Raw genomic sequence first — 16,807 nt, 5'->3', positions numbered from 1 at the left:
GACCGCTGTGCGCACACCTTCATGTCTGCCATCTGCATCGCAGCCACCGTCATCTTCTGGCTCAATCAATGAGTCCTGAGCCTAGAGGATACGTCAGCTTCAATTTTGTGGCCAACAACACAACCGACAGGCCAATGCCCAAGAGCGGCAAGCTCGACAAATACATGGCAACCCCTACAACTGCCCATAAGCCGTATCGGAGCAGAAAGTCGAGGCCAACGCCGAGATAGCCAAATGTGAAGAACATCGGTATCTGACTTTCGCTTAGGCCAAACAGCGTTATCCGCTGGTAGGAAAATGCCCACTCCATCATCTGATCGTGCTGCGTGCCCTCGATATAGAGTTGCGATCTTGTTTCAAGATTCAGCAACGCCCAATATATGATGATTGAAAGCAGCGCTATACCGACGGCGGCCACAAGAAGTCTCCATCTTCGAACAGCAAAAAATTGGTGGAGCCCAACAACTCCGCAGAACATTGCGACGAACATCATGCCGCCAAGCGACATCGTCGCGATCGCTGAAATAATGCCTAAAATTGATACCTTGGAGAGCTTGCGCGAAAGGGCGTACTCGCCAGCAAGCAGGCTTGCGATCATAGTCGAATGGGTGCCTGGTTCATTCGACAAGCCTGCAAAGCGCGGCACTCTGCCGACAGCAAGCTCAAGTCCTTTCTTACTCATGACCGTCTGGTCACCAAGGCCAAGACTTGCAAGCGGGTCAAAATAAGTTCGGAACGCCGCGAAATAGAAAATCTGGAACAGGACCATAAGCGCGTGCGCAGCGATCGCCCATCGCAAACCAACCAACAAAGGGCGACTGTCTTTGGCAAAGCAAGCTGGAACGAGGATGAGAGCCAAGCTGCTGCCAATAGTGCCTAGGACTGCTTTGGTGCCGCCCCCTTCGGTGAAAGTTCCGCACATCCCGACTAGTAGGAAAGCAACGATCCAAAAAGCACTCGCCTTGACCGGCGCACTTAATAGAGGGATCAGCATGAGAAGCCCGAGGTAGCAAAAGGCGGCCACCCCGAATTGAGACAGGTAGACACTTTGCAGACTCATTGCGATGACGGCAGCGGCGGCGTAAATTGTCTTAAGTTTGTCAGCAAAAGTTGACTGCCTATCGATTGGAATACTTTTTGTTTTTGTGTAATAGTGTGACATCGTTCTAGCAGGACTTGTAGACAGGGATCGTCCCGCAAAGAAATCCGGATTCTGTCAACGCCGTTGCTAAGTCAAGCGCCCCGTCAATCTTGCATTGCGCTACGATAAATCTACCCAACGTTGCCACCGTCTTCCCATCGCATGGGGTGCCGCCGCCAACAGGCTTACATTTCACATAGGCATTTTCATAAGAAAGGCTAACGCTATGGGCTACTTTTTCCGCAGACGTCGTACCTGATGGCCTAACTCCACAGAGAACAATGGAAGTGCCATCCACCTCGAACGAATTAGCGGTGAGCACGGTCAGTCGACCTTTGATGTCCTTTATTTCTGCCAGCTTCGGCACGGCTTTGGGAACCTTGGGAGTGGCGAATGCTAGGACGCCGATAGTCATGACCGCTCCAAGTCCGACGGCAATGGCAATGAAAGCAATTGGTCTCATGGCTGTCTCACCTCGAATCGGCTATCACTGCGCCTTTATAAACGCGATTGTTCCCCCAGTTCGGCCAAACTCTGTAAATCCACGCCTGGTTATGTTCCGCTCCAACTCCAGCGCTTCGGCAGGGCCGGTCAATTTGGGGTGGAACTCGATGATGAGTTTTTCAAATAACTCAAAATGGTTTGGCGGAATGCTCGTTTCAGCGCCTTCGATATCCATGATCAAGACGGTTGGCCTAAACGGCAGGTCTGAAACGATTGTCGGGATTGAGAGCATAGGTATTGTGAGTCGTTCGGCTTCGTTGTCTCGACGCAACGCGCTGGATGACCAGAAATTTCGGCTGATACCGAAGCTGATAGAACCGTCGGCCGGACCTACAGCGACGGTCCTAAGAACGGGCAAGCTTATCCCATTGAGGCGAAAGTTCTCGCGGATGGATGCCTCTAGGCGAGGGTTTGCTTCGACCATGCAGTAATCATCGATGCCGATGTCGATCATGCAGTTCAACGCCATGAAGCCGATCGCGCTGCCGGCCTCCAGAACCTTGTCGTGGTGGCTCAAAAAGCGCGAAGCCAGAGCCGCATCTTGATCCTCGTAACCTCTGGCCATCACGTACCGCATGCGGCGGGAGACGCCATCCAAAGACAGGGCGATGTTCCGGACTGTTACCGTTCTTCTGCCGGCGGTAAGAATTTCAAAGCCAATATCGCGCACGTTCCGTATAGCTTCCAAGATCATCTCGGTTCCTTACGAGCTGGAATCAGCAGCCGAAAGTAAACGCGCCGGCCCAACTTCTGGCAAGGTGCATGACTCATATCCACGGCTTGCCCGGTTCATGGTTTTCTCCGACTGCGGACTTCCTGATCATCGCATCACTCTGCAGCGCCCTGCGTTTTTCCCGCCTCGCATTTCCTCGACCGTGAAGTTCCTCCACGGTCTCCCCGACCATAGTTCAATCATCAAAGGAACCACCATGGACCGCAACTTCGCGCGGGCGCTTGCGCTTGTTCTCAAATCGGAAGGCGGGTGGTCGGACAATCCGGCTGACCCCGGCGGCGCCACCATGAAGGGCGTGACGCTTGCCAGCTTCCGCCGCTATGTGAAGGCCGACGCGACGAAGGCGGATCTGCGTGCGATCAGCGACGCGCAGGTCGCCACCGTTTATCGCCGCTTCTACTGGGACGCTGTGCTCGGCGCCGAATTGCCCGATGGCGTCGACCATGCGGTGTTCGATTTCGCCGTCAACAGCGGGCCTGGCCGGGCGGCCAAATATTTGCAGGCGGCCGTCGGCGTTGCGCAGGACGGGCGGATCGGACCGGTCACCGTCGCGGCGGCCAAGGCAAAGCCGGCCGGCGTCACCATCGATGCGCTTTGCGATGCGCGGCTGGCGTTCCTCAAGCGGTTGCCGACATGGGCAACATTCGGGCGCGGCTGGTCCGATCGTGTCAGGTCGGTGCGGGTTCAGGCCCTGCTGATGTCGGCGCAGCGCCCCGCGGCACCGGTGGCCGCGCCGGCGTCGCCCAGGGTCGAGACATCGGCTGATGTGATGCCGGCGACCCAGCCCGTGCAGCCGGCGCCCGGCGGCAAGACGGCTGCCGCGGCCGGCATCCTCGTTCTCATGGCCGGAGCGCTCGCGGCCTTCCGGCATCGGGTCGCCGATTTTTTCGGGAGCCTGTTTCAATGACATGGTTCAACACCAATGCGCTGCACAATCTCCTCAACACGCTGATCGCCATCATCTGCGGCGGCGCGCTCGCCGGCTTCGACTGGACGCTGCTCGGGGTGGGCGACCGCACCGCGCTTCAGATCAGCGGCGCCATTGCCCTTGCCAAGATCATCATCAACGCGGTGCGTGACGGGCCGCGCGGCATGGTCGCGCCGCCGGCCAAGGAGACATGAGATGGGAACACTCGCCCTCGCGCTGCTTGGCCAGGCCTGGCCGTATCTTCTGGCAATGGGCGCCGCGCTTGCCGGTGTCTGGACGGCCTATGCCAAGGGCAAGGCCAGCCAGAAGGCCAGGCAGGATGCGGCCGACGCAGCGGCGCGCACCGAAGCCCAGAAGATCGACGATGCCGTCGCCGGCCGGGCGCCGGACGACAACAGGGGGAGACTGGCCAGATGGTCAAAATCATAGCGCTCTCGCTCCTGCTGGCCGGCTGCACCAAATCAGGCGGGTCGTTCTGCGCGGCCGGGCATCCCCTCCGCCCGACAAGGGCAGAGGCGGCGACCCTTTCCGATGCGTCGGTGGCGGCGATCCTGGCTCACAACGAAAAGGGCCAGAAACTTTGCGGCTGGAGGCCATGATGAACGATCTTTTCGACCTGCTCGGCATCAAGGGACCGGTCGTGGCGGCCGGTCTCGCCGGCGGCGTTCTGCGCGCGCTGTCGCGGCATCGCTACAAGCTGCGCGAAATGGTGGCCTCGCCGATCTGCGGCGCACTTGCGGCGGCCTACCTGACGCTGCCGGCGGTTTCCTACGCCAGGATCGCCGGCCTGCCGATGCCCGATCCCGCCGACGACACCACCACGCTGGCGGCTGCCTTCCTGATCGGCGTCTGCGCCATGTGGATTTCGGACGTGCTGTTCGAGTTTGTGGTGCGGAGATTCAAGCCGGGGGTGGAGGAGTAGCTATTTGCACCGCGTCGTCTGTTGGCTACTGCCTCGGAATTACCGAGGCAGGCAACCTGGCGCGGCGCTGCTCTCATTTCCAGAAACGACCGCTGCCCGCTTCGGCTCACGCCGGGGCGGCTTTTTTGTATTTCCGATCGGCTATTGCTGAGCGGCATTCGATCTGACCGGTCTCGTCATCGCCCGTTGTCACAAGCAAGTTAATCATGTCGGTTATGCATAATGATTATTGTTAATTTTTGATTGATGCACCGAAACCAGATAAAGACTTGAGCGGATGAAGTGTTCATATATTGTTAAACAAGAGGTAGACCACAGAAGACGGAAGCCATCTCCATCATCAAACGGGAGTAGCTTTCATGAACAAGTTCACTGTTATTTTAGCCGCTGTTGCAGTTGCATCGTCCGTTGGAGCCGCCGAGGCAGGTTGTGGGTGCGGAGGTTCGGGCGGCTGGGGAGGCAATTCGGGCAGCCTGATCAATGTTTCGCCATCCATCGACCTTGGCAAGATCACCGCGCTGAACGACGTGCTCAGCGGCAACAACATCCTGAGCGGGCTCGGCGTCAACCTGCTGGGCGGCAACAGCTACAGGCTGGGCAAGCGCCACTAGTTCGGCGCTGCATTCCAATCATCGAAGACAACCCAAAATAGCCCGTTCCGGTTCGCCGGGCGGGCTATTTTCGCGTGTCGGGCCGATCAAGCGAGGATGTTGACCGCGCGTGCCGCGACCAGCGCGATGGTCAGCAGCGAGATCATGGCCTCGGCCATCATCAGCAGCTTGGCGCGCTGGGAGAGTGGCAAGGTATCGGTGGGCGAAAATGCGGTCGCATTGGTGAAGGCGAGGAAGAAATAATCGACGAAGCCGGGCAGCCAATCTCGAAGCTCACGGTCGTTCAACGTCATCTGCGCGAACAGGAAATCGGCCTGTGCGAGCTTGACGAGGCCGCAGGTCGGCGGACCGCCGCGGTCGGTGCTCCAGAACCACAAGGCAAACACGATGACGTTGGTAACCCAGATGTTGAGTGCGTCGATCAGCAGCGTCGTACCGCTGTTGCCGGCATGGCCCTCCAGCAAGGCACGCACCAGCAGGACCAGCGAACCGCAATTCATGATGCTGATGATGGCGGTCATGGTCAGGGCTGTTCTGCGGATCATGACCCGAAACTGGCCGATCGCATGCCACTCGTGGTCCTCGACCGCCTTTCGGGTGGCGGCCTGTGTCCAGGCGGTGGCCACCGACAAGGGCAGCAGCAGGGCCGCCTCCAGCGCGGGCGCCACCCAGCGCGGCCCGAATGAGAGATTGTTGATGACCAGAAGCTGCAGGCAGATGATGACGAGAACGGCCGCACGGGCCATCCAGAAATCGAGCGCACGGTAATGAATGACGGCATGGTGGTGGCGCATTTTTCAAATCCTGGATGCTTTTTTGGGGACGGGAGCCGGTCAGGCGTAGGCGACACCTGCCGCGATCACGCCCAAGGCGCCATGCCCGGCATGTTCAGGGTGCTGCGGGATGGCGTGTTCCATTGTTGTCTTGCTGGCATGTGATGACGGGAGAGGCGGCATGGTGGCGCGAAACTCTGCCTCAATCTTGGTTTTGCAATGGTCGGCCAAGTATACATTTTCGTAAGCTTCAAGTTCTGGGCTGTTCGTAAAACCGTCCGGTGTGATTTATCCACCGCATGACGCGAATCGACGAACCCATGAACGGTTGGCTGCCGGTCGGCAGTTCTGTTCCAGGCGACTGGCGGCAGTCGTCGATCTGGCCGGGTCTGATGCGCTATCCAGAAGCCGGCCTGGCGCTTTTATGCCTGACGCAGATCCTGTGCTGGACCGTGGTTCCGGCGCTTGTCGATGCCGCCCCGCCCGGCGATGTCGTCGAGAGCTTCATGTGGGGCCGCGAATGGGTGCTTTTGACCTACAAGCATCCGCAGCTCCCCGGCTGGCTGCTCGAGATCAGCCATCTTCTGACCGGATCGTTCCGCTGGCCGCAATATCTGCTCGCCCAGCTTGTCGTCTCGGCGACCTTCGTCTTCGTCTACCTGCTGGCCCGCGACATGCTCGGGAGAACCCGCGCGCTGGCCGCCGTGCTTTTGATGCCGTCATTGTATTTCTTCGGCTGGCCGACACCGCAGTTCAATCATGATTACGCGCAGATGCCCTTCTGGGCCGCAATCTGCTGGCTGCTGTGGCGTGCGGGCCGTGGCGGTGGGCCGGGCTGGTGGCTGCCGCTCGGACTGGTGTCGGGCGTCGGGCTCTATGCCAAGTTTTCCACCGGGTTGCTGTTGCTCTTCGGGGCGATCTGGCTGTTGTCGGACACACGGGCACGCAACCGGCTCGCCACGCCCTGGCCCTGGCTTGGGCTCGCGGTTTTCCTCGCCGTCGCCGCGCCGCTGGCCGTCCAGCTCTACCGCATCGATTTCCTGCCGCTGACCTATGTCGCCGGCCGCGATGAATGGGTGTTGGTCCACCGCGCCCGCCTTTACTATATCGGTGTCCAAATGGCGGGGCTCTGCGGCTTATTGCTGGTGCTGGCGATATCGGGGCTGTTGCGGCGTTCGCCCGCGCCGGAACAGCCCATCGAGCGCGGCGCGCTGGTCTATCTCGTGTGGATGGGGCTTGGTCCGGCGGTGCTTGTCATGGTGGCTTCGCTGTTCACCGGCGCCGGCGAGGCGTGGGGCGCGCCGATGTACAATCTGGTCGGCGTTGTGGCGCTCGCCTTGCTGGGTCATCGGCTCGGCGCCGTCGAACTGCGACGGCTGGCGATCTGCGCGTTCGCCTGCATCCTCGGCATGTCCGGTGCCTATGCGGGCATCCGCTGGACGAGTTGCAATTTGCGCGGGCGCATGGATGCCGTCTGCTGGCCAGCGCGGCAGATTTCGGACGAAGCCGAGGCGGTCTGGCACGCGGCGGTGCCCGGTCGGCTCGACATCGTCGGCGGCGATACCCGCATCGCGTTGCTGGCGGGCCTCAACGCCTATGACAAGCCGTCGATCTTCACCGACCTCGACATGCGGCTCGCCCCCTGGATCACCAGCCAGCGGCTGCGCGATCACGGCATGCTCCTGGTCTGGCCCGGGAGCGGCGTGCCACCTCGGCTGCTGGCGTGGCTGGGCAACATCCCCGTCAAGACCGTTCTTTTCGACTGGTCGCTCAGGGCACCACCGGTGGCGATCAGCTTTGCCGCCATTCCGCCTGGCATGAAGCTACCGGGTTTGATCGACAGGCTCGCCCAAACGAGCAACTGAAGTAGATCCACCGCGTCCGCTGGACGAAGCAGGTGACAATGCCCATTTATGGCGAGACCACTTGCTTTTACGCAATTCCAGACGGAAAACCGCTACACACTTTTCCTGGAATTGCTTTTGAGGAGACGTGACATGGCGACTTCGACCGAACGTGCAGTCCTTGCCGGCGGCTGTTTCTGGGGCATGCAGGATTTGATACGGCGCTATCCCGGCGTCATCTCCACCCGTGTCGGCTACAGCGGCGGCGACGTGCTCAACGCCACCTACCGCAACCACGGCACCCACGCAGAAGCCATCGAGATCAATTTCGATCCGGCCATCATAAGCTTTCGCACGCTGCTGGAACGCTTTTTCCAGATCCACGATCCGACGACCCGCAACCGCCAGGGCAACGATGTCGGGACGAGTTATCGCTCGGCGATCTATTACACCAGCGACGAACAGAAGCGCGTTGCCGAGGACACCATCGCCGATGTCGATGCCTCGGGCCTGTGGCCGGGCAAGGTCGTCACCGAAGTCGCACCCGTTGGTCCATTCTGGGAAGCCGAGCCCGAGCATCAGGACTATCTGGAGAAATATCCCGACGGATACACCTGCCACTTCGTCAGGCCAGGCTGGAAGCTGCCGGTTCGCGAGACGGCGGTTTCGTAGATTTGCAACTGCGATTTGCCCTGCATTGCTGCTCGACGGTGTCGTCGAGCAGATCATCGCATCCAAACCCCTTTCGGTCAGCGCGGCTTGTCGCGTCGGTGAAGCCATCGAGCTTTCACCAATGTGCGAAAGCGCCCTTCGAACACCTTCGTCAACGGCGAATGCGGATGCGGTAGGCAAACACGGTCAGGCGGTTGACAGCCTGCCGTATCGCGGTCCAACTGCGCAGGAAGAGTTGATTTCGGGAGACGGGCCGTGAAAAAAGTTTACGAAAAGCCAGTGTTTGTAAAACGCGAGCGTCTTTCGGTTGTCACTGCCTTGGCATCGCCTTCCACTCAGCCGACCTGACAAGCTCGCCCTGACCTGTCGGCCCGTTTGAGCCGCCGAAGATGAGGCCGATCGAATCGACCGATCACTCGGAGCCGATCACAGCCGTTTTTGTCCTCGATATCTCTAACTATACGGGGCCTCTGCTCGCCGGCTGGCTAGAGGCTGGAAATGCAATTGGCGCGATCATCGTACCCGGGTTCCGGCGTCGTCCCACCGGTTTCAGCATTGGCAATTTCCGGCGAAGGCTTCAACGCAAGCTGCTGCTCAGGCGGTTTATCGGTAACACGCCTGTCAAGTTGATCGAATTTGGCCGTCCTTACGATTGGAATGCGCTTGGTCGGCAATTGTCTGACGTCCGCGCCGATGTGCTGGTCTGCTACACTTTGCCTGTCTTGATCCCTCAAGAGGTTCTTGGCCATTTTTCCAAAGGCGGGGTCAACCTCCACCCGGCGCTGCTCCCCGACTATCGAGGGCCCCACCCGATCCAGCGCTTGGCCGTGGACGGCCGGCATGCGGCTCATGGCGGCGTCACGCTCCACAAGATGTCCGCCGGTTTTGACGAGGGTGACATTCTCGGGCAGGTGCCGTTTTCCGAAGCTGACTGGACATCGAGAGAAGCCCTGGTCGACAGCACGGCAACCGCTATGCGGATTCTGGTGAGCGAGGCGGTGCCGACCTACTGCCGGGGGCTGTTGTCAGGAATGCCGCAGCCGAAAGGCGATTTCGTCTGGGCGCGGCTTCAGCCCAGCCACCTGATAATCTCGCCGGCCATGTCGGTCGAGCATGTTGTACGGCTATGGCATGTGCTTGGCCTTCTGCCAGGCATCTATCTTGAAATCGGAACGCGCAAAGTCAGGCTGGGATTCCAGATCAGAAGGCTGGGGCCCTGCACAGGAAAGGCTCCGGTCAGGCGGTGGGGAACAGTGGAATTTGATCTCGCCAACGGTCGGGTCCTGTATTTTACCTACGGTAGAGTGCTCAAACGGCTGCTCAATTCGAAACACCTATTTTCGCGCCCGCCCGCCGGGAGACCCGCTCCAGAAATCCGGCTGTTCGGCAAAGCGAGTGCTGCGGACCAGAAAAACGGATGAAGTCGCTGGGCGATGCCCAGCGGCTTCATCCGTTTGCGACGTGGTTACTTGCCACAATGATTATCGTTTACCGTTGGCGCCGTCGCGTTACCATCGGCGTCCGGCTGCGCGCCTTGCGGGTTGGTCGGGCAATTCTGATCCGCGTTCGAATTCATGTCCCCTACCGTGCCAGTCGTGCTGTTGGTCGTGCCCGGGTCGACAGTGTCCGGCTCGATCGTATTCGGGGAAGCCGGCGTGTTCGGCTCAACCGTCACCGACTTGCCGCTGCCGCTTCCATTTGCGTTGTTGCTGCCGGCGCTTTGCGCCATGGCTGACGTGGCCAGACCAATGGTGAGAACCGAAGCTGCGAGGATTTTCATGAACATGGTTTGTCTCCATTTCTGTGAAGTCGTCGCTTATTTTCTACGAAAGTGATCGCGTTGCGACTGTGGGGACAACCGGTCGCGGCGGCGAAGGTTCCCGACAAAATTCCGCTCAGGCGCACCGTGACTGGCGCAATGCTTTTGGCGCAGTGCTCTGAAAAAACGGCTTTCCCTTGAACTCGAATGATGCTTTAAGGCGCACATCCACAGGGGTGCTCCGTACGGTCGGGGCTGAGACGGGGGCGGCAAGCCCACAGACCCTAGAAGCTGATCTGGGTAATACCAGCGGAGCGAGGCGGGCGATGTTTTCAGGCGCACAGATTTCCCTATACCCCATGACCGACGAATTCGTCGGTGTCATTCTTGGCGCGCTCGGTGCGCTCGATCCCTGGCGCGACAAGCTCAGGATCGAGACCGACGACATCTCGACCTTGCTGGTCGGGTCGCCCGAAGTGCTGTTTCCCGCCATGCGCGACCTCTTCGTGGCGGCGGCACGTAGCGGCAAACATTGCGTGTTGTCGGCCACCATCTCGCGCGGGTGCCCTGGCGAGCCGGATGATCCGATCTGCCGCTCCGATGCACTTGGCGGGCCTGTCGGGCCACTCGGCCCGCGCAAGGATGCGGCCATCGCGGCGGTGCGCAATGCTGCTGCCACCGGCCAGCCGGCGGCGGCGCAGTTCTCGCTCTATGTGATGGGCACCGACGACCACATGGACGAGATCTACGGCTGCATCGATTTTCTCAAGCAGTCCGGCGTCTATGAGCGTTCCAAGCATTTCTGCACGAAACTGCGCGGTGATGCCGGTGCGATCTTTTCGGCGCTGGACGAGGCCTTCTGCCGCTTCGGACCAGGCGCCGGCCACGTAACCCTCGACGTCACGGTCTCGGCCAACAGCCCGTCGGCTGTCTGAAGCTGCCGCCGCCTCCGCGCGGCCGTCAAAGGTTATCTCCCGTGGTCTCATCATCATTCGCTTCGCGCCCGATCGCGGGCCTTCTTGTCAAGGCAATGCCGGCCATGATCTCGGTCGGTTTGCTCCTAGTGGCGTGGGAGCTTTATGCCACCTATTCCGGCATCAGGCCGACGATACTGCCGGCGCCGTCGCGCGTTTTCGAGCAAGCGCTGCTCAATCGCCAGGCGCTGGCCGACAACGCCATTCCGACCATCGGCGCCACGCTGCTCGGCTTTGCCTGTTCGCTCAGCGCCGCCTTCGTGCTGTCGATGCTGGTCGACTTCTTCCAGCCGCTGCGGCGTGCGCTGTTTCCCGTCTTAATCGTCAGCCAGACCTTGCCGCTGGTGGCCATCGCGCCGCTGGTGGTGCTGTGGTTCGGCTTCGGGCTGGCGCCCAAGATCATGCTGGTGGCGCTGGTTACCTTCTTTCCGATGCTGGTTGCATTGGTCGAGGGTTATGAGTCGACCGAGGCCGAGATCGGGCAAATGCTGCGCGCCATGGGGGCAGGGCGCTGGCGCATCTTCGTGCTGGCACGGCTGCCTTCGGCGCTGCCCTATTTCTTCGCTGGCTTGAGGATCTCCATCACCTACGCCGTGGTCGGCGCGATCTTCGCCGAATATGCGGGGGCCGCGAAGGGGCTGGGCATCTACATGCTCAACGTCAAGAACAATTTCCGTCCTGACCTGGTTCTTGCCGCCGTCGGAGTGAGCGCTGCCCTGACCCTTGTCCTGTTCGGGTTGACTGTACTGCTGCAGCGCCTTGCGATGCCCTGGGAGCGGGCCGGCAAGGAAACCGCCGGGAAGGGAGCCTGGCGATGAGCCGGCTGGAACTGCGGTATGTGCGCAAGGCGTTCGGTGGGCTCGACGTGCTGGCCGATATTTCGCTTAGCGTCGGCGCTGGTGAATTCGTCTCGATCCTTGGACCCTCGGGCGCCGGCAAATCGACGCTCTTCCAGCTTCTGACCGGCGCCGAGCATGGCGAGGGCGAGATGTTGTTCGACGGCGCGCCGCTCGACGACCACGGCAGGCATTTCGCCTTCATGCCGCAGCGTGACGCGCTGATGCCGTGGCGGCGCATCCTCGACAACGCGACGCTCGGGCTCGAAGTCCAAGGCATGAGGAGACAGGCGGCGCGGGTGCGCGTTGCGCCGTTGTTTGCCGAATTCGGGCTTGCCGGCTTCGAGCGGCATTTTCCAGCGCAACTGTCCGGCGGTATGCGCCAGCGCGCGGCCTTGCTGCGCACGGTGGTGCAGCAACGCGACATGCTTTTGCTCGACGAGCCGTTCGGCGCGCTCGACGCGCTGACCCGCACGGCCATGCAGCGCTGGCTGGAACAGATGTGGCGGCATCATCGCTGGACGGCGCTCCTGATCACCCATGACGTGCGCGAAGCCGTGTTCCTGTCCGACCGCATCTATGTGCTGTCGGCGCGCCCGGCCCGCATCGTGCGTGAAATCAAGGTGCCGCTGCCGCGCCCGCGCAGCCTTGGCGGCGATGCCGCGCGCCAGGCAAGTGCGCTCGAGGCCGAGATTCTCGACATCATCCTCAACGCCACCCCATCCAAAGGACACGATCATGATTGACTTGACGCGCCGGCAGGCCTTGTTGCTGACCCTTGCCACAGGCCTTCCGCTCATTGCCGGATCGGGGCGAGCCCAAGCACAATCGGCACAAAAGGTCACCGTTGCCCTCGACTGGACGGTCAACACCAACCACATCGGACTGTTCGTCGCCCGCGACAAGGGCTTCTATCGCGAGGCCGGGCTCGAGGTCGACATCCTGCCTTACAGCGATACCGGTGCGGGCACGCTGGTTGCAAATCGCGTCGCCGATTTCGGCATCAACGGCACCATCAGCCTGTTCACCCAGAGAACCGCCGGAGCGGACCTGAAGGGCGTCTATGCGGTGGTGCAATCGGAAACCGGCCGCGTGGTCTTCAATGCGGCCCGCAGCGAGATAGTAAGCCCGAGAAACCTCGACGGCCTGACCTATGGCGGCTTCGGCAGCGCCTGGGAAAACGCCCTGATATCGACCATCATCCGCCATGATGGCGGCAAGGGCAATTTCGAGACGGTGACGCTCGGCACCTCAGCCTATGAGGCGCTGGCCAATGGTTCGGTCGATTTCACGCTCGAAGTCTCGACCTGGGAGGGTGTCGACGCCGAGCTCAAGGGCGTCAAACAACGCAGCTTCGTCTATGCCGATTACGGCGTGCCTGACGAGCACACGACACTGATCTCTTCGAGCGAAGCCTATCTCCAGGCAAACTCCAAGCCTGCGGCCGCCTTTGTCCAGGCGACGCGGCGCGGCTACCAGTTCGCGGTCGATCACCCCGAAGATGCGGCAGCCCTGCTGATCGCGGCCAACAAGGATGCGTTGACCAATCCGGCGCTGATCCACGCCTCGCTGAAGGCGCTGATCGACGGCCATTATCTGCGCAGCCAAAGCGGCGCCATCGGGACGATGGATCCAGCCAAGATGGAAGCGATCGGCGGCTATCTCTTCGCGTCCGGCATTTTGCGTGATGCCGACGGCAAGCTGGTTGCTCAACGCCCGGATTTCGGGAGCTATTTCCGCAACGACTATCTGAGCTAGTCTGGCAAAACCAAATGAAATGGGTCGCCAGTCTATTTCTGGACGACCGCGTGGAGCAGGGTCGTCTGGATGTGGCACCCTGGCTCCCCGACAGCCAGTTTAAACACCGATCTGATCTTGTTGATTAACTGCCCGGCAATGGTTGCGTGCAAAGGTCGCCTCGAGGGATCATCGGGGTGTTTGCATTGCTCATATCAAAAAGCGAGGCGCTTTCGCACGTCAGTGACGGCAGGATTTTGTCCGCAGCCCGAAAGCGCGAAATCCTGGTGGATTTGCGCGAAGGTTTCTTTCGGATCTGCGCGCTGGCCTTCGCGGGCATGTTCGTCTACCGCGGCGTATATCACCTGATGCTCGACCCGACCCGCATCAATGTGGCGCTGGTGGCAATTTCCGAGATCCTGACCTTTACCTGGCTGCTTCTGTCGCGGCGACCGCAGGTACGCGACTGGAACCCGCTGACGGTGGTTGTTTCGGTGGTCGCCAGCTTCGGTGTCGGCTTCATCGACCTGCAACCGGGCGTGGCCATCATCCCGGTCTATGCCGCTGCGCCGCTGCAAGTCCTGGCGTTGGGGTTCGTGATCTGGGGGAAGATATCGCTAGGGCGTTCTTTCGCCATTCTGCCAGGCAATCGCGGCGTGATGACCGACGGTGCCTACCGCCTGGTGCGGCACCCGATCTATGCCGGATACCTTGCCGGTCATGTCCTGTTCCTGCTGTCGGCCTTTTCCTTCTACAATCTTGCTGTCTACGCCGCGATCACCTTCTTCCAGGTTCATCGCATCCTGCGCGAAGAGGCGCTGTTAGCCGCCACGCCGGAATACCGGGACTATATGAAGCGCGCCCACTACAGGCTGTTCTACGGGATCGTCTGACAAGCGGGCCGGCGCAGAATCGTTCGGCCTGCAATCACGCTTGCACTCTCTCACTCCCGCATCCGGCCGCCGATAGACTCTGGCCACTTGCAATCATCGCGGCGGTCTTGCTGATCTTGCGAGAGGCCTATCCATGTCCAGCGCGGTGTGCGGCATGGAGCAGAGTAACGTCCGATCGCCAATGCCTTACGAATTGTTCGTGTAAAGAACAATTATTCAAACTTTAATATCATTTTGTTTCAGAAATTTTGTTGATGTACACCACGCCTCAGGTCCAGTATTCTCTCTCTGAAACTGAAATTCACCACCTCGCGTAGTTGATCTTGCAATCGGCCTCTCGCCAATTGCTTTAGCGCAACGACAACAGGAGAGTGTTATGGCTCACACCATCAAGACAGTCGCCAATATGTTGGCGGGTAGTGCGGTAATTTTAGCTCTTTCCCTGCCCGCCAATGCTGCGGGAATCGGCCTTGGCGTTGGTGCCTCGGTGGGTGGTAGCGGCGGCGTCAATGCCGGTGTCGGGGCTTCCGTTGGCGGCAGTGGCGGCATCAGTGCCGGAGTGGGCGCCTCGGTCGGCGGCAGCGGTGGTGTAAATGCCGGTGCCGGTGCCAATGTTGGCGGCTCGAGCGGTGTCAATGCTGGTCTCGGCGCTTCGGTCGGCGGCAGCAACGGCATCAATGCCGGCGCGGGCGCCAACATCGGAGGGTCTGGCGGCATTACGGCCGGCCTTGGCGCCAATGTAGGCGGGACGAGCGGCGTCGGCGTGGGTATTGGTGGCGGCATCAATCCAGGCAATCCGTCGAACCCGAGCAATCCGTCCAATCCGTCAAACCCCAGCAGGCCGAGCCTGCCGGGTGTCGTGGCCCAGATGTCGGATAGCAACGTGGCGCGAATGAAGAAGCGCTGCGTCGACGTGCTCAGCAGCGAAGGCGCCTACGACCGCGATCTACGGCAACTCTGCCTCCTGATCGCTCGTCGCTGATACTGGAGGGGCCGGGGATTGGAAGTGCCGAATCAGCCGTGAGGCTCGACCGCACTCTCCTGGCCTCCGGCCGGTAGGAAAGCCCGCCACGCTGGCGGGCTTTCTGCGTCCACAGGCGTGCCGGAATCAAATTCTGGTTGCCATCATCTGGATGGCCGCTTCTGTTGCCGGCAGACCTCTTCCGCACGCGATGCCCGCCACAATCGCGCGGAACGGTAGAGCCTTTGGAGCGCTCGTCTTTGAACATCGCTATGAGTCTTGGAACCATACCGATCATCATTGCGCTGCTTGGCGGCCTCAGCGGCCTCGGTGGCGGTCCGTTCTACGGCACCGGCTACTATGGCGGCGGCGGCCTTGGGCTCGTGCTGCTCATCGCCATCGTGCTTGTCGTGCTCGGGCGTATCTAGCCGGGTTATCGCAACTGATCGCAATCTCGTGAGCGCCCCCAATATCGGCGTGCACCGGATTGTGATGCAGGCAAGCCGGCTTGTGATCCTGCACTCTGCAAAACTTTCGTATGGTCATTGCGGTCCACACCCCCCCGTGGAAACAAGAGGAGAGGGTCCCACCCCTTGTCCTCCTCCAAGGCCCGCTCCGGTTCACCGTAGCGGGCTTTTGCTTGCTGGCGAGGGGAAACCGGCTCGCATCAAACCCTATGGGCAAGGCATCCAGAAGCTGACGCCAGTCGACTATTCCATGTCAGGTACGTCGCCGCTGACGAAGAGCGTGTTCGGCGGGCCGTATTCGCCCAGCGTCGGATCGGCCTCGCGGCTCCAGGCGATGACGCCGGCATGCTTTGCCGCTAGAGCCCTGGCGGTGCGTATGGCGCGGTCTTCGCTCTGCTGGTCGGCGGGTCCAAAGGCTGGGAACAACTCGCCATCCTCACCGCGATCGAACGCGACCACGACGATCAGCCTGGGATTTTTCTGGCCACTGGAATCGGACATCTTGCACCTTTGTCGCGGAACCTATCACATTGCGCGGGGTTGAAGGCCGCGAATCGATGAATGCCGACTTTGGGGAGTGGCATCGTGCAAGATCAGCGTTTCGATGAGCCGGTCAGGATTGCGCTCGGCCGATCGCGAAACTCGATCTTCAACGTGGAGCGGGTCGCTCAGGCTGCCGACATCCTGCTGAACCGCTGGCCGGTTGCAACCGGGCAAAAGCATATGGTTGCCCGTAAGGTCTGTCTGGCCGTGCTAGAGGGAAAGAAAGAAGTCTCGGCGGCAAGGGCGGCGTTCATCAACGCCGCTATCGAGGCGGACATTCTCGTTGACCCGCGTGAGGTGTCGATCCCGTAGCCTGCCCGGTGAAATTGAATCAAGGATCGGCTCTATCCTCTTGGTTGATCTCGGTCTTTCACCGGCTTTTCCGGGCCATGGCAACCGGCCAGTTCGGCGCGCTCTGCGGACAATCCGAAATTCGGGGTTCATTGGGCCTGTTTCCGGCATCTGTTGACACGGCATTTCTATCCAGATATTGAACAGGACTATACAGG

Annotated in this window: 24 protein-coding genes and 1 riboswitch; of the genes, 18 read left to right on the top strand and 6 right to left on the bottom strand. The window is 60.6% G+C overall.

Translation table 11 applies throughout. The features are described from left to right. Positions 1-61: 61 nt before the first annotated feature. From NKJ37_RS24300 to NKJ37_RS24290, 3 genes are read right to left on the bottom strand one after another with little or no spacing between them, the layout of a single operon-like run. Positions 62-1,162, bottom strand: coding sequence for a hypothetical protein (locus NKJ37_RS24300; protein ID WP_352775307.1), 1,101 nt, complete (start codon positions 1,160-1,162; stop codon positions 62-64). A 4-nt stretch (positions 1,163-1,166) separates the two neighbouring features. Then, a complete protein-coding gene (locus tag NKJ37_RS24295; protein WP_352674275.1) occupies positions 1,167-1,604 on the bottom strand; it encodes a hypothetical protein in 438 nt (145 codons plus the stop codon). A 24-nt stretch (positions 1,605-1,628) separates the two neighbouring features. Then, a complete protein-coding gene (locus tag NKJ37_RS24290; RefSeq protein WP_164892974.1) occupies positions 1,629-2,339 on the bottom strand; it encodes an FkbM family methyltransferase in 711 nt (236 codons plus the stop codon). A 235-nt stretch (positions 2,340-2,574) separates the two neighbouring features. On the opposite strand from NKJ37_RS24290, the gene NKJ37_RS24285 reads away from it, so the two are divergent. From NKJ37_RS24285 to NKJ37_RS24260, 6 genes are all read left to right on the top strand, one after another. Continuing rightward, positions 2,575-3,285 carry a glycoside hydrolase family 108 protein gene (locus tag NKJ37_RS24285; RefSeq protein WP_352674276.1) on the top strand — a complete coding sequence of 237 codons (711 nt, stop codon included), beginning with the start codon at positions 2,575-2,577 and terminating at the stop codon, positions 3,283-3,285. After that, a complete protein-coding gene (locus NKJ37_RS24280) occupies positions 3,282-3,500 on the top strand; it encodes a hypothetical protein (RefSeq protein ID WP_023814076.1) in 219 nt (72 codons plus the stop codon). The genes NKJ37_RS24285 and NKJ37_RS24280 overlap by 4 nt, the downstream gene beginning before the upstream one ends. Position 3,501: 1 nt before the next feature. Further along, positions 3,502-3,735, top strand: a complete 234-nt coding sequence (locus NKJ37_RS24275) for a hypothetical protein (RefSeq protein ID WP_023814075.1) — start codon at positions 3,502-3,504, stop codon at positions 3,733-3,735. Further along, positions 3,720-3,905 (top strand): hypothetical protein, encoded by a 186-nt coding sequence (locus tag NKJ37_RS24270; protein ID WP_032909564.1) that lies wholly within the window; start codon positions 3,720-3,722, stop codon positions 3,903-3,905. Before NKJ37_RS24275 ends, NKJ37_RS24270 begins: the two co-directional genes overlap by 16 nt. Then, positions 3,905-4,228 (top strand): hypothetical protein, encoded by a 324-nt coding sequence (locus NKJ37_RS24265; protein ID WP_013530789.1) that lies wholly within the window; start codon positions 3,905-3,907, stop codon positions 4,226-4,228. Before NKJ37_RS24270 ends, NKJ37_RS24265 begins: the two co-directional genes overlap by 1 nt. 359 nt (positions 4,229-4,587) lie before the next feature. Next, on the top strand, positions 4,588-4,839 hold the full coding sequence (locus NKJ37_RS24260) for a hypothetical protein (RefSeq protein WP_352752324.1): 252 nt from the start codon (positions 4,588-4,590) through the stop codon (positions 4,837-4,839). An 86-nt stretch (positions 4,840-4,925) separates the two neighbouring features. On the opposite strand, the gene NKJ37_RS24255 is transcribed toward NKJ37_RS24260, so the two are convergent. Then, positions 4,926-5,633: a hypothetical protein gene (locus NKJ37_RS24255; RefSeq protein WP_023814072.1), complete on the bottom strand. Its 708-nt coding sequence runs from the start codon at positions 5,631-5,633 to the stop codon at positions 4,926-4,928. Between the two features lie 299 nt (positions 5,634-5,932). Between NKJ37_RS24255 and NKJ37_RS24250 the strand changes: the two genes are divergently transcribed. The 4 genes from NKJ37_RS24250 to NKJ37_RS24235 all read left to right on the top strand — a co-directional run bounded on the left by NKJ37_RS24250 (position 5,933) and on the right by NKJ37_RS24235 (position 9,549). After that, entirely contained in the window at positions 5,933-7,477 is a 1,545-nt protein-coding gene (locus NKJ37_RS24250) for an ArnT family glycosyltransferase (protein ID WP_031213867.1), read from the top strand. A gap of 132 nt (positions 7,478-7,609) precedes the next feature. Continuing rightward, complete coding sequence (msrA, locus tag NKJ37_RS24245) at positions 7,610-8,128, top strand: peptide-methionine (S)-S-oxide reductase MsrA (RefSeq protein ID WP_023814070.1); 519 nt, start codon at positions 7,610-7,612, stop codon at positions 8,126-8,128. Positions 8,129-8,153: 25 nt separating this feature from the next. Continuing rightward, a complete protein-coding gene (locus NKJ37_RS24240; protein WP_155930624.1) occupies positions 8,154-8,387 on the top strand; it encodes a hypothetical protein in 234 nt (77 codons plus the stop codon). A gap of 130 nt (positions 8,388-8,517) precedes the next feature. Beyond that, positions 8,518-9,549: a formyltransferase family protein gene (locus NKJ37_RS24235; RefSeq protein ID WP_023814069.1), complete on the top strand. Its 1,032-nt coding sequence runs from the start codon at positions 8,518-8,520 to the stop codon at positions 9,547-9,549. A 44-nt stretch (positions 9,550-9,593) separates the two neighbouring features. On the opposite strand, the gene NKJ37_RS24230 is transcribed toward NKJ37_RS24235, so the two are convergent. Then, on the bottom strand, positions 9,594-9,914 hold the full coding sequence (locus NKJ37_RS24230) for a RodZ family helix-turn-helix domain-containing protein (protein ID WP_023814068.1): 321 nt from the start codon (positions 9,912-9,914) through the stop codon (positions 9,594-9,596). A gap of 195 nt (positions 9,915-10,109) precedes the next feature. After that, positions 10,110-10,223: riboswitch (TPP riboswitch) on the top strand. Between NKJ37_RS24230 and NKJ37_RS24225 the strand changes: the two genes are divergently transcribed. From NKJ37_RS24225 to NKJ37_RS24195, 7 genes are all read left to right on the top strand, one after another. Beyond that, positions 10,214-10,822: a YkoF family thiamine/hydroxymethylpyrimidine-binding protein gene (locus NKJ37_RS24225; protein ID WP_031213866.1), complete on the top strand. Its 609-nt coding sequence runs from the start codon at positions 10,214-10,216 to the stop codon at positions 10,820-10,822. Its footprint overlaps the riboswitch before it by 10 nt. 95 nt (positions 10,823-10,917) lie before the next feature. Continuing rightward, positions 10,918-11,679, top strand: coding sequence for an ABC transporter permease (locus tag NKJ37_RS24220; RefSeq protein WP_023814066.1), 762 nt, complete (start codon positions 10,918-10,920; stop codon positions 11,677-11,679). Further along, on the top strand, positions 11,676-12,443 hold the full coding sequence (locus NKJ37_RS24215) for an ABC transporter ATP-binding protein (protein ID WP_023814065.1): 768 nt from the start codon (positions 11,676-11,678) through the stop codon (positions 12,441-12,443). Before NKJ37_RS24220 ends, NKJ37_RS24215 begins: the two co-directional genes overlap by 4 nt. After that, positions 12,436-13,455 carry an ABC transporter substrate-binding protein gene (locus tag NKJ37_RS24210; RefSeq protein ID WP_352441204.1) on the top strand — a complete coding sequence of 340 codons (1,020 nt, stop codon included), beginning with the start codon at positions 12,436-12,438 and terminating at the stop codon, positions 13,453-13,455. The genes NKJ37_RS24215 and NKJ37_RS24210 overlap by 8 nt, the downstream gene beginning before the upstream one ends. Positions 13,456-13,631: 176 nt before the next feature. Beyond that, positions 13,632-14,327: a methyltransferase family protein gene (locus NKJ37_RS24205; RefSeq protein ID WP_352441203.1), complete on the top strand. Its 696-nt coding sequence runs from the start codon at positions 13,632-13,634 to the stop codon at positions 14,325-14,327. A gap of 376 nt (positions 14,328-14,703) precedes the next feature. Next, positions 14,704-15,309: a hypothetical protein gene (locus NKJ37_RS24200; RefSeq protein WP_031213861.1), complete on the top strand. Its 606-nt coding sequence runs from the start codon at positions 14,704-14,706 to the stop codon at positions 15,307-15,309. Positions 15,310-15,560: 251 nt separating this feature from the next. Continuing rightward, positions 15,561-15,716: a DUF3309 family protein gene (locus NKJ37_RS24195; protein ID WP_023814061.1), complete on the top strand. Its 156-nt coding sequence runs from the start codon at positions 15,561-15,563 to the stop codon at positions 15,714-15,716. 282 nt (positions 15,717-15,998) lie between these two features. Here NKJ37_RS24195 and NKJ37_RS24190 read toward each other — a convergent pair whose 3' ends face one another. Then, the gene (locus NKJ37_RS24190; protein ID WP_023814060.1) at positions 15,999-16,256 is read right to left on the bottom strand and encodes a hypothetical protein; all 258 of its coding nucleotides are present in this window, start codon (positions 16,254-16,256) and stop codon (positions 15,999-16,001) included. Between the two features lie 84 nt (positions 16,257-16,340). Between NKJ37_RS24190 and NKJ37_RS24185 the strand changes: the two genes are divergently transcribed. Then, positions 16,341-16,610 carry a DUF982 domain-containing protein gene (locus NKJ37_RS24185; RefSeq protein WP_352775299.1) on the top strand — a complete coding sequence of 90 codons (270 nt, stop codon included), beginning with the start codon at positions 16,341-16,343 and terminating at the stop codon, positions 16,608-16,610. Positions 16,611-16,807: the final 197 nt, after the last annotated feature.

Source organism: Mesorhizobium sp. M0140 (genome assembly GCF_040322475.1).
In the GTDB taxonomy this organism is placed as follows: domain Bacteria; phylum Pseudomonadota; class Alphaproteobacteria; order Rhizobiales; family Rhizobiaceae; genus Mesorhizobium.
Note: the sequence above shows the minus strand (reverse complement) of the source record. Positions and strands in the feature narration are given on the sequence as shown.

Excerpts from the sequence above, each read along its gene's own strand:
- NKJ37_RS24225 (WP_031213866.1), top strand. The coding sequence starts at position 10,214 with ATGTTTTCAGGCGCACAGATTTCCCTATACCCCATGACCGACGAATTC.
- NKJ37_RS24275 (WP_023814075.1), top strand. The coding sequence starts at position 3,502 with ATGGGAACACTCGCCCTCGCGCTGCTTGGCCAGGCCTGGCCGTATCTT.
- NKJ37_RS24300 (WP_352775307.1), bottom strand. The coding sequence starts at position 1,162 with ATGTCACACTATTACACAAAAACAAAAAGTATTCCAATCGATAGGCAG.
- NKJ37_RS24210 (WP_352441204.1), top strand. The coding sequence starts at position 12,436 with ATGATTGACTTGACGCGCCGGCAGGCCTTGTTGCTGACCCTTGCCACA.
- NKJ37_RS24235 (WP_023814069.1), top strand. The coding sequence starts at position 8,518 with ATGAGGCCGATCGAATCGACCGATCACTCGGAGCCGATCACAGCCGTT.
- NKJ37_RS24215 (WP_023814065.1), top strand. The coding sequence starts at position 11,676 with ATGAGCCGGCTGGAACTGCGGTATGTGCGCAAGGCGTTCGGTGGGCTC.
- NKJ37_RS24195 (WP_023814061.1), top strand. The coding sequence starts at position 15,561 with ATGAGTCTTGGAACCATACCGATCATCATTGCGCTGCTTGGCGGCCTC.
- NKJ37_RS24270 (WP_032909564.1), top strand. The coding sequence starts at position 3,720 with ATGGTCAAAATCATAGCGCTCTCGCTCCTGCTGGCCGGCTGCACCAAA.
- msrA (WP_023814070.1), top strand. The coding sequence starts at position 7,610 with ATGGCGACTTCGACCGAACGTGCAGTCCTTGCCGGCGGCTGTTTCTGG.
- NKJ37_RS24285 (WP_352674276.1), top strand. The coding sequence starts at position 2,575 with ATGGACCGCAACTTCGCGCGGGCGCTTGCGCTTGTTCTCAAATCGGAA.
- NKJ37_RS24190 (WP_023814060.1), bottom strand. The coding sequence starts at position 16,256 with ATGTCCGATTCCAGTGGCCAGAAAAATCCCAGGCTGATCGTCGTGGTC.
- NKJ37_RS24230 (WP_023814068.1), bottom strand. The coding sequence starts at position 9,914 with ATGTTCATGAAAATCCTCGCAGCTTCGGTTCTCACCATTGGTCTGGCC.
- NKJ37_RS24260 (WP_352752324.1), top strand. The coding sequence starts at position 4,588 with ATGAACAAGTTCACTGTTATTTTAGCCGCTGTTGCAGTTGCATCGTCC.
- NKJ37_RS24295 (WP_352674275.1), bottom strand. The coding sequence starts at position 1,604 with ATGAGACCAATTGCTTTCATTGCCATTGCCGTCGGACTTGGAGCGGTC.
- NKJ37_RS24280 (WP_023814076.1), top strand. The coding sequence starts at position 3,282 with ATGACATGGTTCAACACCAATGCGCTGCACAATCTCCTCAACACGCTG.
- NKJ37_RS24200 (WP_031213861.1), top strand. The coding sequence starts at position 14,704 with ATGGCTCACACCATCAAGACAGTCGCCAATATGTTGGCGGGTAGTGCG.
- NKJ37_RS24220 (WP_023814066.1), top strand. The coding sequence starts at position 10,918 with ATGCCGGCCATGATCTCGGTCGGTTTGCTCCTAGTGGCGTGGGAGCTT.
- NKJ37_RS24250 (WP_031213867.1), top strand. The coding sequence starts at position 5,933 with ATGAACGGTTGGCTGCCGGTCGGCAGTTCTGTTCCAGGCGACTGGCGG.
- NKJ37_RS24255 (WP_023814072.1), bottom strand. The coding sequence starts at position 5,633 with ATGCGCCACCACCATGCCGTCATTCATTACCGTGCGCTCGATTTCTGG.
- NKJ37_RS24265 (WP_013530789.1), top strand. The coding sequence starts at position 3,905 with ATGAACGATCTTTTCGACCTGCTCGGCATCAAGGGACCGGTCGTGGCG.
- NKJ37_RS24290 (WP_164892974.1), bottom strand. The coding sequence starts at position 2,339 with ATGATCTTGGAAGCTATACGGAACGTGCGCGATATTGGCTTTGAAATT.